A 16361-nucleotide genomic window follows, 5' to 3' on the forward strand; every position below is an offset into this window, starting at 1 on the left:
AGGATGGGTGGAGCGCAGCGATACCCATGCTGTCTCCGGGATCGATGGGTTTCGCTTCGCTCTACCCATCCTACGTTTGCCTGGAAGCGTCAGAAGTCCTTGCACAGACGCAGTGCGTCATAGATTGCAGCGTGGGTATTGCGCTGGGCCACGCAGTCGCCGATGCGGAACAGCAGGTAGCCATCACCCGGCTCGGAGAGACACGGCTGCGGCTTGATCGCGAACAGCGCCTCGACGTCGATCTGCCCCTTGTTGCGCGAGCCCTGCTTGAGCGCGTAGTACAGGCTCTCGTCCGGACGTACGCCGTTTTCCACGACGATCTGGTCGACCACCCTCTCCTCTTTGGCGCCGGTGTATTCGTTCTCCAGCACCGCCACCAGCTTGTCGCCCTCGCGGTAGACCTTCTCCAGCATCAGGTCCCCGGTCATGATCACTTCCTTGGGGTACATGCTGCGGTAGTAGGTCGGGAAGGTGGTGCCACCGATGGCCACGCCCGGCTTGATGTCGTCGGTGACGATCTCGACCTGGGCACCCTTGTCGGCGAGGAAGTCGGCCACCGACATGCCGCTGAATTCGCAGATGGTGTCGTAGACCAGCACGTTCTTGCCCGGCGCCACCTTGCCGTCGAGCACGTCCCAGCTGCTGACCACCAGCCCTTCGGCGGCGCCCCAGTGTTCGTTCTGCTCGAGGAACGGATGGCCACCGTTGGCCAGCACCACCACGTCGGGGCGCAGGTCCATGATGGTGTCGGCATCCGCGCCGGTGCCCAGGCGCAGGTCGACGTTCAGCCGCGCCAGTTCCAGCTGGTACCAGCGGGTGATGCCGGCGATCTGGTCGCGCTGCGGAGCCTTCGAGGCGGTGGTGATCTGCCCGCCCAGCTGGTCCTTCTTCTCGAACAGGGTCACGTCGTGGCCACGCTCGGCGGCGACGCGCGCCGCCTCCATGCCGGCCGGGCCGCCACCGACGACGACGACCTTGCGCTTCACGCCGGTGGTCTTCTCGATGATGTGCGGCACGCCCATGTATTCACGGCTGGTGGCGGCGTTCTGGATGCACAGCACGTCCAGGCCCTGGTACTGGCGGTCGATGCAGTAGTTGGCACCGACGCACTGCTTGATCTGGTCGATCTGGCCCATCTTGATCTTGGCGATCAGGTGCGGGTCGGCGATGTGCGCGCGGGTCATGCCGACCATGTCCACGTAGCCGCCTTCGAGGATGCGGGTGGCCTGGTTCGGGTCCTTGATGTTCTGCGCGTGCAGCACCGGCACGTTGACCACTTCCTTGATGCCGGCGGCCAGGTGCAGGAACGGCTCCGGCGGGTAGGTCATGTTCGGGATGACGTTGGCCAGGGTGTTGTGGGTGTCGCAACCCGAGCCGACCACACCGATGAAGTCGATCATGCCGGTGTCGCTGTAGTACTTGGCGATCTGCTTCATGTCTTCATGGGTCAGACCGTCCGGATGGAACTCGTCGCCGCAGATGCGCATGCCGACGCAGAAGTCGTCGCCGACTTCCTTGCGCACGGCCTTGAGCACTTCCAGGCCGAACTTCATGCGGCCTTCGAAGGTGCCGCCCCACTCGTCGGTACGCTTGTTGACGCGCGGGCTCCAGAACTGGTCGATCATGTGCTGGTGCACGGCGGACAGCTCGACGCCGTCCAGGCCGCCGGCTTTCGCGCGACGGGCCGCTTGCGCGTAGTTGCCGATCACGCGCCAGATCTCTTCCGGCTCGATGGTCTTGCAGGTGGCGCGGTGCACGGGCTCGCGGATGCCCGACGGGGACATCAGGGTCGGCCAGTTGAAGCCGTCCCAGCGCGAGCGGCGGCCCATGTGGGTAATCTGGATCATGATCTTGGCCCCATGCTTGTGCATGGCGTCGGCCAGGTTCTGGAAGTGCGGGATGATGCGGTCGGTGGACAGGTTCACCGAGCTCCACCATTCCTGCGGGCTGTCGATGGCAACCACGGAGGAACCGCCGCAGATGGCCAGGCCGATGCCGCCCTTGGCCTTCTCCTCGTAGTACTTCACGTAGCGCTCGGTGGTCATCCCGCCGTCGGTGGCGTAGACCTCGGCGTGGGCGGTGGAGAGTACGCGGTTGCGGATGGTCAGCTTGCCGATCTGGATCGGCTGGAACATTGCCTCGAAAGCCATTGCGGCATCCTCACGAATTCAGCTTGTTCTGGCAGGAACTGGTCAGTGTCCGTCCTGCTTTTTTGTTCTCTGGATTCCCGCGTTCGCGGGAACGACGTTCCGGCGTCATCCCCGCGCAGGCGGGGACCCAGCCGTCCGCCATCACGCCTGAATGGGTTTCACCACAAACAGGCCGTCGTCATGACCTTCCTCGGCACCGCTGTAGACCTGCTCGGCGACGGTGCGCAGCTTGCTGCCGCGCGCCTGGAGGATCTGGTCCATGGCACCGGCGAACCAGCCGGTGAACATGTAGTCGACCTTGCGGTTGACCTTGCCGTACACGTACACGAAGGCGGAGTGCTTCAGGCGCACTTCGGCGGTGCCCTTGTCCAGGTCGATGCTCTCGATCTGGAACAGGCCCCAGCCACGCTGGGACAGGCGCTTCATGTAGTGCTCGAAGACGGCGACGCCTTCCAGACCATGACACTCGGCCTCTTTCTCGCACCAGTGCCAGGCGGACTTGTAGCCGGCCTTGTAGAGGATTTCGGCATAGCGCTCGGCGCCCAGCTCTTCCTCGATGCCCATGTGGTTGTTGACGAAGAAGTGCCGCGGCACGTAGAGCATCGGCAGGGCGTCGGTGGTCCAGACTCCGGTTTCACTGTCGACTTCGATGGGCAGTTCGGGGGCGTGTTTGGCCATGTGTGCAGACTCCAGAATTTGCTGTTCCGGCAGGGCATAGCCCTGCTTTCAGTTATGAGAAGTGCCGATGAATGCCCCTGGGGCCGTCGCGAGCACATCGAGAGCAAGGAGTCCCGCAGCGACAAGCGAGAGCAGTACGACTGTACGGCGAGCTTGTCGCGAGGACACGACGCGGCTATCGGTGTGCGCAGCAGGTCCCGGGGGTATTCATCACTCGCCCCAGACGTCGGCGAGAATCCGTACCCAGTTCTCGCCCATGACCTTGCGCACCACGCGCTCGGGCATGCCGCGCTTGAGCAGGGTCTCGGTGAGGTTGGGGAACTCGCCCACGGTGCGGATGCCCAGCGGGTTGACGATCTTGCCGAAGCTGGTCAGGCGGCGTGCGTAACCCTTGTCGTGGGTCAGCCACTCGAAGAAGTCCTGGCCGTGACCCTGGGTGAAGTCGGTGCCGATGCCGATGGCGTCCTCGCCGACGATGTTCATCACGTACTCGATGGCCTCGGCGTAGTCGTCGATGGTCGAGTCGATGCCCTTGGCGAGGAAGGGCGCGAACATGGTCACGCCGACGAAGCCGCCGTGGTCGGCGATGAACTTCAGCTCTTCGTCGGACTTGTTGCGCGGGTGCTCTTTCAGGCCCGACGGCAGGCAGTGGGAGTAGCAGACCGGCTTCTTCGATTCGAGGATGACTTCCTCGGAAGTCTTGGAGCCGACGTGGGACAGGTCGCACATGACGCCGACGCGGTTCATCTCCGCGACGATCTCGCGACCGAAGCCGGAGAGGCCGCCGTCGCGCTCGTAGCAGCCGGTGCCGACCAGGTTCTGGGTGTTGTAGCACATCTGCACGATGCCCACGCCGAGCTGCTTGAAGATCTCCACGTAGCCGACCTGGTCCTCGAACGCATGGGCGTTCTGGAAGCCGAAGAGGATGCCGGTCTTGCCCTGCTCCTTGGCCTTGCGGATGTCGGCGGTGGAGCGCACCGGGATCACCAGGTCGCTGTTCTCGCGGATCAGCTTGTTGCTCGCGGCGATGTTGTTCACCGTGGCCTGGAAGCCTTCCCACACCGAGACGGTGCAGTTGGCGGCGGTCAGGCCACCCTTGCGCATGTCTTCGAACAGCTCGCGGTTCCACTTGGCGATGATCAGGCCATCGATGACGATGCTGTCGGCGTGAATTTCGGCTGGGCTCATCTTGGTGTCTCTCTAGTCAGGCAAGGCTTGTCAGGCGTGGCGCGCCGGGACTTGTGCCGACGCTTTGAGGCAGGATATCCTCGGCACCGGAGGGGACCCGCTTCGAAAACGACCAGGGTCGTACCGAAAGCGTCAACCTGGCGACATGGGCGACAGCGTTTGCGTCGCGCAGGAGAAAGTGCGCCGCAAGAAAGCCCGGAAGCCGCGAATTACAGTGTGAGGGGGGATTCGAAGCCGACATGTCGGATGGGGTGGAGCGAAGCGATACCCATCGATTCACGATCAGGCCGCACTGATGGGTATCGCAAGTTCCACCCATCCTACGACGAGTTCACCGGCAACCCTGGAGGCAGCCAATTTCAGGCGGAACAAAAGCGCGGAATCGCGGATGAGGCCAATCAGCGCTTGCGCCAGCAGGCAAAGATATTCCACGCCACCAGGCCGGTGACGAAGGCGGAGCTGCTATAGAAGAGCATGGCGTCCACGTGGAATCCTCCGAAATGACGGCGCCCCCGCAAGGGGGCGCCGGATGGAACCGTTACTCGCCAGCGACCAGACGGGCGTGGGCGGACTGCTCGCCCAGGTTGTTGAGCATGCGCTCGCTGTACCAGTCGAGGAAGTTGATCACGCCGAACTCGTAGGTCTTGGAATACGGACCCGGCTGATAGGCGGTGGAGTTGATGCCACGCTGGTTCTCTTCAGCCAGACGGCGGTCCTGGTCGTTGGTGGCATCCCAGACTTCGCGCAGGCGTGCCACGTCGTAGTCCTCGCCTTCCACCGCATCCTTGTGCACCAGCCACTTGGTGGTGACCACGGATTCCTGCGCGCTGATCGGCCACACGGTGAAGACGATCATGTGGTCGCCCATGCAGTGGTTCCAGGCATGGGGCAGGTGCAGGATGCGCATGGAGCCCAGGTCCGGGTTCTTGATGCGGCCCATCAGTTTCTTGCTGCCCTGCTTGCCGTCCATGGTCATGGACACGGTGCCGTCGAGCAGCGGCATGCGCACGATGCGGTTGCGCAGGCCGAAGCTTTCGTGGGCGTAGGGGATCTTCTCCTCGTCCCAGGCCTTGGTGCAGGCGGCGACCTGGTCCTTGAACGCCTGGCTGGCGCGCGGGTCGGTGACGTCGTCCCACTCCAGCAGGGTCTTGAGCAGCTCCGGGTGCGAACCGTTGCAGTGGTAGCACTCGCGGTTGTTCTCGAGCACCAGCTTCCAGTTGGCCTTCTCGCGGAGGGTGGTCTGCACCGCGACCTTGGCATTCTCCATGTCGTACGGCTCCATGTAGTGCTCGAGTGTACGCAGGAAATCGTCGATGGCCGGCGGGTTCTCGGCCAGGGAGATGAAGATGTAGCCGCCGGCGGTCTTCACGTTCACCGGTTTCAGGCTGTAGTCCTTCATGTCGAAGTCGGCGCCCATCTCGGTGCCGGCGAACAGCAGACGGCCGTCCAGCTCGTAGGTCCACTGGTGGTACGGGCAGACCAGCTTGGCGACCTTGCCCTTGTCGCTGACGCACAGGCGCGAGCCACGGTGGCGGCAGACGTTGTGGAAGGCATGGATCTTACCCTCGGCGCCGCGCAGCACGATGATCGGGTTGTCGCCGATCTGCAGGGTGAGGAAATTGCCCTTGGCCGGGATCTCGCAGGTCATGCCGGCGATCAGCCACTCCTTGTGGAAGATCTCCTGCATGTCGATCTGGAACAGGCGCTCGTCGCTGTAGAAAGGTTGCGGCAGCGAGAAACTGTGGTCGCGGCTGTGCAGCATCTCGGCGGTGGCCTTGCGGGCCGGTTCCAGCGGATCGCCCAGACTCAGCTTGGTGGTGACGTCCATCGGTGGGTCCTCATGCCGCAGCCAGGGGCTGCCGGCGGAAATTAAGTGGCTGATACGGTGTGCCACGCAGGGCAGTGGCGACAGGTGTCAGGCGCGCCGAGAGCGCCTTTGCCCGTCGTCCTCATACAACTGCGAAAGGTTGCTCGGCTGAGGCTGAGTGTGGGGCCGCGCGCCGACATCACCCTTATCCATGGGCGACACGACCGCATCCGTTTCCGACGCGCAGGCCCGCACGCCAGGCGGCAGGTCGCGATAAGCATGCAAATGTCGCTGGCAGGTAAATGGGCGCACGGGCTCCTGTACACAATCGGCTCCATCAGGCATGCCGAAAGGCCCGTGCTTCAGCCGTCGCCCACTCGCGACCCGCACCGGCCCCGGCGCTGCCCCTACAAGGCCGACGACGGCCCGCGTGCGCGGAGAGACAGCATGTCGACGAACAACTTCCTCAATCCGGTGAATACCCAGACCTGGGCCAACGGCCGCCACCTGGTGCGCTGCGTCAAAGCCATCCAGGAAACCTGGGACGTACGCACCTTCTGCTTCGCGGCCGACCAGCCACTGATGTTTTTCTTCAAGCCGGGGCAGTTCGTCACCCTGGAGCTGGAGATCGACGGCCTGCCGATCATGCGCTCCTACACCATTTCCAGCTCGCCCTCGGTGCCCTACAGCTTCTCCATCACCATCAAGCGCGTGCCGGGCGGCAAGGTCTCCAACTGGCTGCACGACAACCTCAAGGAAGGCGACGTGCTGCCGGTGCACGGTCCGGTGGGCAACTTCAACGCCATCGACTTCCAGGCCGACAAGGTGCTCTACCTTTCCGGCGGCGTCGGCATCACCCCGGTGATGTCCATGGCGCGCTGGTTCTTCGACACCAACGGCAATGTCGACATGATCTTCGTGCACAGCGCGCGCACGCCCAAGGACATCATCTACCACCGCGAGCTCGACCACATGACCTCGCGGATCAACAACTTCAAGCTGCACCTGATCTGCGAGAAATACGAAATCGGCGAGACCTGGGCCGGCTACCGTGGCTACCTGAACAAGGCGATGCTGCAGCTGATGGCCCCGGACTTCCTCGAGCGCGAGATCTTCTGCTGCGGCCCGACGCCCTACATGCACGCGGTCAAGCGCCTGCTCGAAGCCGAGGGCTTCGACATGTCGCGCTACCACGAGGAAGCCTTCGGCCCGACCCCGCCGGAAGTCCGCGAGGAAGTGAAGGAGCTGGCCGCCGAAGCCGCCGAGGCGCCGGAAGTGCCCGCTGCCGACCTGCACCAGGTGGACTTCTGCGAAACCGGCAAGAGCATCCGCGTGGCGCCGGGCGAAACCGTCCACGCCGCCGCCGCCAAGCTCGGCCTGCACATTCCCAAGGCCTGCGGCATGGGCATCTGCGGCACCTGCAAGGTGATGAAGCGCTCCGGCGAAGTCGACATGGAGCACAACGGTGGTATCACCGACGAAGACGTGGCCGAAGGCTACATCCTGTCCTGCTGCAGCGTGCCCAAGGGCGACGTGGTGATCGAGTACTAAGCACGCGACGCAAACGCCAGGCGCTCCCAGTAGTGCCTGCGCGACCACTCCTCCGCCGGCAGCCAGCGCGCGCCGCTGGCCTGCAACGGCTCGGCGGGCGCTTTCAACAAGGCGTCCAGACCGAGCACGAAGCGTCCCGCCCGCGCATCAGCGCTGCCGCTGCGTACCTGCAGATCGGAATCGAAAGCCTCGAAGCACGGCCACTCGCCCAGGTCGTCGCGATAGCGGCGGAGCGTACGCTCGCGCACATCGAGCAACAGCAGACGCCACTGGTCCGCCTCCAGGCCGCGCTCCTCGAAGCGCCCGACATGCCGGGTCAAGGCCAGGTAGCGTCCATCGGCGGACCAGATCATCGGCGCAGCCAGGTTGGAGACACCAATGCCTGACGCGGTGAGCAGGTAGCCATCGCGGCTGAAGCACGCCCGCCCCTCCTCGTCCTGGTGAGCGACCTCGTCGTGGAAGCCGAAGCCCCAGGCCGCATCCTCCGAGACCGGTGCCGGCAGGACGAAGCCGTCGCCGCTCCATGGCCGTGGCGGCGCATCGAGCCGGCGCGCCCTGGATAGCCGCCGCCAGGCCTGGCCGTCGAACGCCACCCGCTCCTGCTCGTAGTAGAGCCGCCAGTCATCCCGATAACGGCCGAAGTCGTGCCACGCCTGCGGTTCGGGCAGGGCCTCGTCGAAACGCCGGAGCAGGCCGGAATCGCCTTCCCCCGGCCCACTCGGCGGCTGGTAGCGATTGCGCCCGAGCAGGCGCACCAGGTGCACCTTGCCATCGACGAAGCCTTGCAGATGAAGGTCGGACAGTGGTTCGTCAAGCCAGTCCAGGCGTCGCTCCCGGCAATCGAGGATGGCCAGGCGTTGTGGCAGGGTGGGCGCCTCGGCGAAGGCGACCAGGGCCAGGTAGCGGCCGCAATCGGAAACCCGGTGGTCGATCAGCCACTCGCCTTCCGGCTGCCAGTCGCCGATGCGGAGTGCGTAGGCGCCCCGCTCTCCCTCAGTGTCATCGCGCAGCCATTCCCAGGTCGCCCGCTGGCCGTCGCTCAGCGGCGCGCTCTGCAACAGGCAACCCGACCGCCCGCCGGGGCCTTCGAGAGGCAGCAGGATTTCCAGTTGCGGCATGCCGGATTCGATCCAGCAGGGCCGATCGTCCGCGGCATGCCCCGTGAGCAGGTGGAGCGTCGAGTAGCTGTGCGACCCCAGGGTGCCGTAGCGCTCGTAGGACAGGCAGGGCTGAGCGAGCGTCAGGCCGAAGCGGGCCCGGCCCCCCTCCAGCGCCAGCAGCTCGGGGCCACCGGCGTAGGGTTCACGAGACAGCGAACTCCAGGGTTCGCCCAACGGCTGCGCGCCCACATCGCGCCGCCACAACCAGTAGCGATAGCGCCCAAGCGGTTCGTCCGCCGCCTGGAAGACCAACGCCTCTCCGTCAGCCCGCCAGGCCATCGGCGGCTGGCGGCCGGGCAGGTAGAAGCCGCTGGCTTCACCGTCTATCCATAGCTCCGCCTGGCCGGCGTGCAGCGGTGCGAAGGGATCGTCCAGCGCCAACAAGCTCCTTGGCAGCCAGGGATGGCTTTCCAGGCGCGGGCCTCCCACCGGCGTCGGGAGCGCCTGCGGCTGCTGATCCGCGGCCCAGCGCTTCCATTCGTCCTGCGGCAGCCAGAGGTCGCCGATGGCCACGAAGGGCTCAGCCTCGGTCGCGGCCTTGAGGGCCTGAAGATCAAGGCGGCGTGGCGCATTCGAGGTCAAGGGGCTGTGACGGCCGATCACCTCGGTTTCGGTGACGCTGTCCAGCTCCCAGAAATCGCTCACCGAGCAGCGGTAGAGCAAGCGCTCCTGGCGGTCGAAGATCAGCAGTCCCCAGGCGCCGCGGCTCGGCATCGGCGATACGAAATGGCGACCGTCGCTGGAGAATCGCGCCGAGGGATTACCGCCAGGGATGAAATAGCCGTCGGGCATCAGGTAGTCGCAGATGACCGGGCCGCCCATGGCGATCTCGCCGCCATCGATCACCCGGATCGGCTCGCCCTCCGGCGTGCACTGCAGCTCCCCGCTACCCCAGGCGCTGGCACCGGGCGGAAGCGGAACGTCCAGCGGCTTGGGGCTCTGCCGCTCCAGGCGTAAGCCGCGCTCGACGCGGATCTGTACCAGCATGCAGACAATGACCAGCACTAGGCCGGCGCCCAGACCCAGCCAGAAACCCGGCAAGGCCCGGCTCAGCCCAATGCCGCCGCCCAGGATCCAGAAGAACAGCGCCTGTTGCAGGCGGAACGGCACCTTGCCCCGCCAGCGGTCCGCCCCCCACTCCGCTCCCAGCAGCAGGAGCCAGCCCAGCGCCATCAACGGCAGTGGCAAGAGGGCCCCAAGCGCGACCAGGACGCCGATCCAGGCGATCTCCGGCACCGCTCGCAGCAACAGCTGCCCCAGGGACTTATCCGTCGTCCGCTCGTCCATGAACTTTCCCGCTCCGTTGGCAAAGCCCAAGGGTAATCAACCCCCCGGCCAGTCACCAGCGCAGTCCTCCCGCGCGGTATCGCCGACGAAGAGGTGGCCGAAAGCTGTCTCTGCCCTGCAGCAGGGTGTCCACGGACAATGGAATGAGCGAATTCCGATCACAGCCTGACCCCATCCGGCCCACACGTTACCCACTGAGTTATCCACAGGACGCAAGCGCCGTGGCGCACGCCCGGAGACACGTCTGGCCGGCCCGAATGGCCGCCCCGATCCCGACTGCAACCCGCATGCCACTTGGCTTTGACAGTCCATTGAAGTCCCGTCGCGATGGGCGCGCGAAAGCGCAACCGGAGCGTATTTCGCGCCCCGGCCGCGACGAATATCCACATTCGCTTCAGTCTTCTTCCGGTACCGCCTTGTAGCCGCTGGACAGGCGCTGCTGCATCTCCTGCGGCACCGCGCTGTAATGGCTGGGCGAAAGGTCGTAGAGGCCCTGCCCGGCGGTGATCGACTTGAGCCGGTTGGCGTAGCCCTCCATCTCCGCCAGCGGCACCTGTCCACGGATCAGCGCGACATGGGTCGACAGCGACTCGGTGCCCATCACCTGCCCGCGCCGTCCCGTCAGGTCGGCGGTGATATCGCCCAGGCGGACATTCGGCGCGGTCACCTCGATGCTCACCACCGGCTCCAGGACGATCCCGCCGGCGTTGCGCAGCGCATCGAGCATCGCCTTGCGCCCGGCGGCCTGGAAGGCGATGTCCTTGGAATCCACCGAGTGGCTCTTGCCGTCGTAGACGGTGACCCTGACATCGGCCACCGGGAAGCCCGCCAGCGGGCCCGCCGCCAGCGCCGAACGCACGCCCTTCTCCACCGAGAGGATGAACTGGCCGGGGATCACCCCGCCCTTCACCGCATCGATGAACTCGAAGCCACCGCCACGCGGCAGCGGTTCCACCCGCAGGAACACCTCGCCGAACTGCCCGGCGCCGCCGGTCTGCTTCTTGTGCCGGCTGTGTCCCTCGGCCATGCGTGTCGCGGTTTCCCGGTACGGCACGCTGGGCGCGCGGGTCTGCACCTCCAGCTTGTACTGGCCGGCCATGCGTTCGAGCAGATAGCGCAGGTGCAGCTCGCCCATGCCGCGCAGCACGGTTTCCTGGGTGGAGGCGTTGTAATCCAGGCGCACGCAGGGGTCCTCGGCCTGCAGGCGCTGGAGAATCTCCGCCAGACGCTGCTCGTCGCCGCGGCGGCTGGCTTCGATTGCCAGGCCCTGCATCGGTGTGGGGAAATTCAGGGGCTTGAGGCGGATATGGTCCTCGTCGTGGGAATCGTGTAGCACCACGCCGTACTCCAGCTCATCGACCTTGCTCAGGGCGCCGAAGTCGCCGGGGATCAGGCGCCCCACCTCCTCATGCTTCCTGCCTTGCAGGCGCAGCAGGTGGCCGACCTTGAACGACTTGCGGCCGTCGCCGGCGAACAGCTGCATGTCCCGCTGGATCGTGCCCTGGTGCACACGGAACACCGCCAGGCGACCGACGAAGGGGTCGATCACCACCTTGAATACATGGGCCAGGACGTGGCCCTTGGGTTCCGGGGTGGAATGGAAATCCTCCACGTCACCGCTGTCGTCGGTGCGCACGAACAGCGGCGGGTTGCCCTCGGCGGGGTTGGGCGCCAGCCGCGCCAGCACATTCAGCAGCTCAGGAATCCCGGCACCGGTGCGCGCCGAGACGAAGCACAGCGGAATCAGGTGGCCCTCGCGCAGCGCCCGCTCGAACGGCGCGTGCAGCGCCTCGGGTGCCACCTCGCCCTCCTCCAGGTAGTGCGCCATCAGCGCCTCGTCGACTTCCACCACCTGGTCCACCAGCGCCTGGTGCGCCTCGGCCACGGAGGAAAAGTCGGCCTCGCCCTCGGGCTCGAAGAAGCAGTCCACCACCCGCGTGCCGCCCCCAGCGGGCAGGTTCAGCGGCAGGACTTCCTTGCCGAACGATTCGCGCAGGTTCGCCAGCAGGCCCGGCAGGTCAACTCGCTCGGCATCGATCTTGTTCACTACCAGCATCCGGCACAGGCCGCGCTCGCCGGCCCAGTCCATCATGCGTCGGGTGGTCAGCTCGACGCCGTTCTGCGCGTTCACCACCACCAGGGCCGTTTCCACCGCCGCCAGCGCGGGCAGCGCGTGACCGATGAAGTCGGGATAGCCGGGCGTGTCGATCAGGCGGACGTGCGCACCTTCGTGCTCGAAGTGCACCAGGGCGGCGGAGAGGGAGTGATGGTAATCGCGCTCCATGGGGTCGGAGTCGCAAGCCGTATCGCCGCGCTCGAGCGACCCCATGCTGGTGATCACGCCGCTGCCTTGCAGCAGTGCTTCGGCGAGCAGCGTCTTGCCGCTGTCGCCATGGCCGACCAGGGCGACCGTGCGGATCTGTTCCACGGAGTAACTGGACATGCTGATCTCCCGCCCCCAGGGTTCCTGCCTCGCAGTTCATGGATTATAGGCAGTCACCTCCGGCGCCCATGGACGAAAATTGACCAGTTCGGCGCAGCCCAGCAGCCATCGGCGCTGCAGCGATCCATCCACAACCCGCCCACACCTTCCCGGCAGAACGCTGCACAGCCAATGTGGAAAACAACCCGCGAAAATCGCCGAAAGCCAGAATCCATCGGACTTCCAGCGATTGATCAAAAAACGATCTGAGATGACGAGCCCGCGCCCGGCAAGGCATCCAGCGATCTGGGTACAGGTTGTCCACACCTTCTGCGAGATTCGCCCCACAGGCATTGTGGAAAGTTTTACGCAGACCCCGCCGCTGGGGAAAACCTGCTGTGGATCAGTCGCTTGCATCTACCGCTGATCATTATTCGATCAAGCCCGCGCAAGCCTCGCAGAACGGGGCGCCGGCACTGTTTTCCACAGGCGACTCACAAGAGGGTCAACATAAACCGGGGATAGCGGTGGAAACTTCGTGCACAGAATTACCGCTGGAATCGATACACAGACCCGCAAGTGGCTGAAAATGCTTGCCTGATCAAAAAACATCCAGCTTCGCAGAAGCCACGGTACATCGGCCTTGCAGACGCCCGCCAACAGATTTTCCACAGGTTGGACAAGCTTGCCTCCACAGCACCTGTGGAGATCTTCACAACCCCACCCTAACGCCATGGAAGCCACGGACCACGGGCCTTTCGAAAAAAAGCACGAGCATTTTCCGCGGTTCATGAAAGCGCAACTGAGCTGTCATTTTCCACCAGTTTATCCACAGCTTTATCACAAGGCTGCCCCCAGGTTTCCGGTGAAATTCTGAAACACTGCCGGCACGGCCTTCGGGAGGGCGCGGGGCTATGCTGGATTTCCCCAATTCAAGGAGCCAGCCCATGATCCTCACCACCACCCCCGCCATCGAAGGCAAGACCATCCAGGAATACCGAGGCATCGTGGTCGGCGAGGCGATCCTCGGCGCCAACGTGTTCCGTGACCTGTTCGCCGGCCTGCGCGACATCATCGGCGGCCGTGCCGGTGCGTATGAGAAAGAGCTGGGGCGGGCGCGGGAGATCGCCTTCGAGGAGCTGCAGGAGCGCGCGCAGGAGCTGGGCGCCAACGCGGTGGTCGGCATCGACCTGGATTACGAAGTGGTGGGACAGAACGGCAGCATGCTGATGGTCAGTGTGAGCGGGACGGCAGTGCGGGTGTAGGCGTAGTCCATAACGGAGTGAGGGGCTCTTGTAGGAGCGCACCCTGCGCGCGATCGCGGGCATGGCCCGCTCCTACAGTTGAACGCGGAGCCGGCCGGCGAGCGCTGGTCAAAATTTGAGCAAGCCGCTGCAATCCACGCCATCCGTGGCCTGCAGGCATTCATCCACAGGTTGGGGACAGGTTGCGCGAACAACCGTCCCCAGCGCCTGGGGACAACTCAGGCGGCGCCCATCACCTTGCGAATGTCCGCCGCCAGCGCCTCGACACGGGCGATGTCGGTGTCCCAGGAGCACATGAAGCGCGCGCCGCCGGCGCCGATGAAGGTATAGAAGCGCCAGCCGTGCTGACGCAGGGCTTCCAGCGCCGGCTCGGACATCTGCAGGAACACCCCGTTGGCCTCCACCGGGAACATCAGGCTGACGCCCGGCACATCCGCCACGCGCTCGGCGAGCAGGCGCGCGCACTGGTTGGCGTGGTTGGCGTAGTGCAGCCAGGCGCCGTCCTGCAGCACGCCTACCCAGGGCGCGGCGAGGAAGCGCATCTTCGAGGCCAGCTGGCCGGCCTGCTTGCAGCGGTAATCGAAGCCTTCGGCCAGCTCACGGTTGAAGAACAGGATGGCCTCGCCCACCGCCATGCCGTTCTTGGTGCCGCCAAAGCACAGGACTTCGACGCCGGACTTCCAGGTCAGCTCCGCTGGGGTAGCGCCCAGAGAGGCGCAGGCGTTGGAGAAGCGTGCGCCATCCATGTGCAGGTGCAGCCCCAGCTCGCGGCAGGTGGCGCTGAGCGCCTGCAGCTCGTCGGGGCGGTAGACGGTGCCGACTTCGGTGGCCTGGGTAATGGTGACCACCCGCGCCTTGGGGTAGTGGATGTCCTGGCGCTTCAAGGCGATCTCGCGGATCGCCTCGGAGGTCAGCTTGCCCTCGGCGTCGGTACGCGCCAGCAGCAGCTTGGAGCCGTTGGAGAAGAACTCCGGCGCGCCGCACTCGTCAGTCTCGACGTGGGCGGTCTCGGCGCAGATCACGCTGTGGTAGCTCTGGCACAGCGACGCCAGGGCCAGGGAATTGGCCGCCGTGCCGTTGAAGGCGAAGAACACCTCGCAGTCGGTCTCGAACAGCTCCCGGAAGTAGTCGGAGGCGCGGGCGGTCCACTGGTCGTCGCCGTAGGCGCGCTCGTGGCCGCGGTTGGCCTCGGCCATGGCGGCCCAGGCTTCGGGGCAGATACCGGAATAGTTGTCGCTGGCGAACTGCTGGGTGTTGTCGGTCATGGGGCGGCCTCGAAAAACGTTGTACGTCTGGCAGCAGCGTAGCAACGGATGGTCGCTCGCCGCCGGAGGGAGCGCGGGGCCTCTCTATCCGAGAGGCCTTGCGGTGGATCAGGGCAGCTTGGTCAGCGCCATCTGTTCGGAGATGGGTACGAACAATTCGCGCAGGGCCTGGGCGGTGCCGCCGTTGGGCTTGTCCGGCGAGCTCATGTTGAGCACATAGCGCCCCTTGATCAGGCCGGTCAGGCTGGATTCGCCAGTCTTGTCGTCCGGCGCCGGCACGCTGATCGCCAGCGGGTCGCCCATGCGGGTGCTGTCGATCACCGGCAGGTACTGCTCGCCGCCGAACTGCGCGGCGGTGCCGTTCTGCAGTGCGGCCTGGCGCGCCTGGTTGAGCAGCGAGACGTTCTTGCTGGTGGTGTCGCGCAGCTTGGCCTGGGCGGCCAGGTAGCGCTTGGCGGCCTCGCCCTGCTGGTCGGCGCCCGGCGCCGGCATGCCAGTGTCGGTGAGGGTCACGACCAGGCGCTGGGTGCCGTCGGTCTTGCCATAGACGATGGTGGCGTCGTCATAGCCGCACTCGCGGGAGAGGTAGGGATAGCCGTAGATAGCCTTGGTCGGCGGCAGCGCCTTTTCCAGCACGTGGCCGGTGCAGCTGTCACCGGCCGGCGCGGCGGCGGCCGTGCTGGCGGCTTCGGGGGCCTGGGCCTTGGCGGGCTTGCTGTCGTCACCGCAGCCCTGCAGGGTCGCGGCGACCAGCAGGGCGGAAAGCAGAGTCAGGGAACGGTTCATGGCGTCCTCGCATTTCGGAGAGGCGCAGTTTAGTCCCTTGTCCTGACGGTTCCTATCGGCAGCTTCATTGCGAGGGTTTGCAGCGCCAGCGGCCCAGCTTCTCGTCATAGCCGGCGTCGATCACCGCCAGGCCATCCGCGCGCGATTCGAGGCAGAAGGTCTTCATGAAGGTGGCCCGTGCGCCGTCACCGGCGCTGTCGTGCCCACTGACGGTGACGCTGTACATGCCGGGCGTCAGCGGTCGCGCCGGCGCCTTTTCCTTGAAGCCGGCAATCGCCTGCCCGTAGGCGAAGCAGGTATCGCTGCGCAGCGGCGCGCCACGGGCAACGTCTACCCCGCCTGTCGCCCAATAGGATTCGTAGGGTTCGCGGGACACCTCGATGAAGTGCACCGCGACCTGCCGTTCATCGACCGCAAGCGTACGGTTGAAGAACAGGCCGGGCGACTTGAAGGCCACGTCGCCAAAGCACAGCGTCTCGCCGCGCATCCAGACCGTCGCCTCGCCGTCGAACAGCCGCGACATGCCCCACGCCGACACCTGGGGCAGCAGGGCAAGGCACAGCGACACAGGTAGAAGGAAGCGCTTCATCTCCAAAGCTCCGCAGGCGGCGCCGTCCTGGCGCGGGCATGTCGCATTCTGACCCGCTGCCTCGGGCAATTCCACGCGCCGGGTCGCTTCTGCGCCATCCGCGCCATGTCGCAAACGCACCTAGCCGTGGCGTACATAGGCATCTGGGTCCGCAGGGCCAGTCATACCATCGCAGTCAAGAGGGCCACTCGGCCCTGCACCAGCCATTGGCGC

General features: G+C 65.5%; 11 protein-coding genes. 2 read left to right on the plus strand and 9 right to left on the minus strand.

Annotated elements, in window-relative coordinates:
- Positions 1-89: 89 nt before the first annotated feature.
- The 4 genes from dgcA to gbcA all read right to left on the minus strand — a co-directional run bounded on the left by dgcA (position 90) and on the right by gbcA (position 5844).
- Positions 90-2150: a dimethylglycine demethylation protein DgcA gene (gene dgcA / locus GA645_RS27690; protein ID WP_152227439.1), complete on the minus strand. Its 2061-nt coding sequence runs from the start codon at positions 2148-2150 to the stop codon at positions 90-92.
- Positions 2151-2291: 141 nt separating this feature from the next.
- Positions 2292-2828 carry a 4-vinyl reductase gene (locus GA645_RS27695; RefSeq protein WP_152227441.1) on the minus strand — a complete coding sequence of 179 codons (537 nt, stop codon included), beginning with the start codon at positions 2826-2828 and terminating at the stop codon, positions 2292-2294.
- Between the two features lie 210 nt (positions 2829-3038).
- A complete protein-coding gene (locus tag GA645_RS27700) occupies positions 3039-4016 on the minus strand; it encodes a dipeptidase (protein ID WP_152227444.1) in 978 nt (325 codons plus the stop codon).
- Positions 4017-4554: 538 nt separating this feature from the next.
- Entirely contained in the window at positions 4555-5844 is a 1290-nt protein-coding gene (gene gbcA, locus GA645_RS27705) for a glycine-betaine demethylase subunit GbcA (protein WP_152227446.1), read from the minus strand.
- Between the two features lie 426 nt (positions 5845-6270).
- Between gbcA and gbcB the strand changes: the two genes are divergently transcribed.
- Positions 6271-7374 (plus strand): glycine-betaine demethylase subunit GbcB, encoded by a 1104-nt coding sequence (gene gbcB, locus GA645_RS27715; RefSeq protein WP_152227450.1) that lies wholly within the window; start codon positions 6271-6273, stop codon positions 7372-7374.
- Here gbcB and GA645_RS27720 read toward each other — a convergent pair.
- Both GA645_RS27720 and fusA read right to left on the minus strand, forming a co-directional pair.
- Entirely contained in the window at positions 7371-9821 is a 2451-nt protein-coding gene (locus GA645_RS27720) for a ferredoxin (RefSeq protein ID WP_152227452.1), read from the minus strand. The genes gbcB and GA645_RS27720 overlap by 4 nt on opposite strands.
- Before the next feature lie 394 nt (positions 9822-10215).
- Positions 10216-12264 (minus strand): elongation factor G, encoded by a 2049-nt coding sequence (fusA, locus tag GA645_RS27725; RefSeq protein WP_152227454.1) that lies wholly within the window; start codon positions 12262-12264, stop codon positions 10216-10218.
- A 926-nt stretch (positions 12265-13190) separates the two neighbouring features.
- On the opposite strand from fusA, the gene GA645_RS27730 reads away from it, so the two are divergent.
- Positions 13191-13508, plus strand: coding sequence for a heavy metal-binding domain-containing protein (locus GA645_RS27730; protein ID WP_152227457.1), 318 nt, complete (start codon positions 13191-13193; stop codon positions 13506-13508).
- Positions 13509-13726: 218 nt separating this feature from the next.
- On the opposite strand, the gene GA645_RS27735 is transcribed toward GA645_RS27730, so the two are convergent.
- From GA645_RS27735 to GA645_RS27745, 3 genes are all read right to left on the minus strand, one after another.
- Positions 13727-14773 (minus strand): low specificity L-threonine aldolase, encoded by a 1047-nt coding sequence (locus GA645_RS27735; protein WP_152227459.1) that lies wholly within the window; start codon positions 14771-14773, stop codon positions 13727-13729.
- A 108-nt stretch (positions 14774-14881) separates the two neighbouring features.
- Complete coding sequence (locus tag GA645_RS27740) at positions 14882-15559, minus strand: hypothetical protein (protein ID WP_152227460.1); 678 nt, start codon at positions 15557-15559, stop codon at positions 14882-14884.
- Between the two features lie 64 nt (positions 15560-15623).
- Positions 15624-16148 carry a hypothetical protein gene (locus GA645_RS27745; protein ID WP_152227462.1) on the minus strand — a complete coding sequence of 175 codons (525 nt, stop codon included), beginning with the start codon at positions 16146-16148 and terminating at the stop codon, positions 15624-15626.
- Positions 16149-16361: the final 213 nt, after the last annotated feature.

This window comes from Pseudomonas sp. SCB32 (genome assembly GCF_009189165.1).
Taxonomy (GTDB): domain Bacteria; phylum Pseudomonadota; class Gammaproteobacteria; order Pseudomonadales; family Pseudomonadaceae; genus Pseudomonas.

Bases quoted from the DNA above. Each gene is read 5' to 3' on its own strand.
- dgcA (WP_152227439.1), bottom strand. From the start codon at position 2,150: ATGGCTTTCGAGGCAATGTTCCAGCCGATCCAGATCGGCAAGCTGACC.
- GA645_RS27735 (WP_152227459.1), bottom strand. From the start codon at position 14,773: ATGACCGACAACACCCAGCAGTTCGCCAGCGACAACTATTCCGGTATC.
- fusA (WP_152227454.1), bottom strand. From the start codon at position 12,264: ATGTCCAGTTACTCCGTGGAACAGATCCGCACGGTCGCCCTGGTCGGC.
- GA645_RS27720 (WP_152227452.1), bottom strand. From the start codon at position 9,821: ATGGACGAGCGGACGACGGATAAGTCCCTGGGGCAGCTGTTGCTGCGA.
- GA645_RS27695 (WP_152227441.1), bottom strand. From the start codon at position 2,828: ATGGCCAAACACGCCCCCGAACTGCCCATCGAAGTCGACAGTGAAACC.
- gbcB (WP_152227450.1), top strand. From the start codon at position 6,271: ATGTCGACGAACAACTTCCTCAATCCGGTGAATACCCAGACCTGGGCC.
- GA645_RS27700 (WP_152227444.1), bottom strand. From the start codon at position 4,016: ATGAGCCCAGCCGAAATTCACGCCGACAGCATCGTCATCGATGGCCTG.
- gbcA (WP_152227446.1), bottom strand. From the start codon at position 5,844: ATGGACGTCACCACCAAGCTGAGTCTGGGCGATCCGCTGGAACCGGCC.
- GA645_RS27745 (WP_152227462.1), bottom strand. From the start codon at position 16,148: ATGAAGCGCTTCCTTCTACCTGTGTCGCTGTGCCTTGCCCTGCTGCCC.
- GA645_RS27740 (WP_152227460.1), bottom strand. From the start codon at position 15,559: ATGAACCGTTCCCTGACTCTGCTTTCCGCCCTGCTGGTCGCCGCGACC.
- GA645_RS27730 (WP_152227457.1), top strand. From the start codon at position 13,191: ATGATCCTCACCACCACCCCCGCCATCGAAGGCAAGACCATCCAGGAA.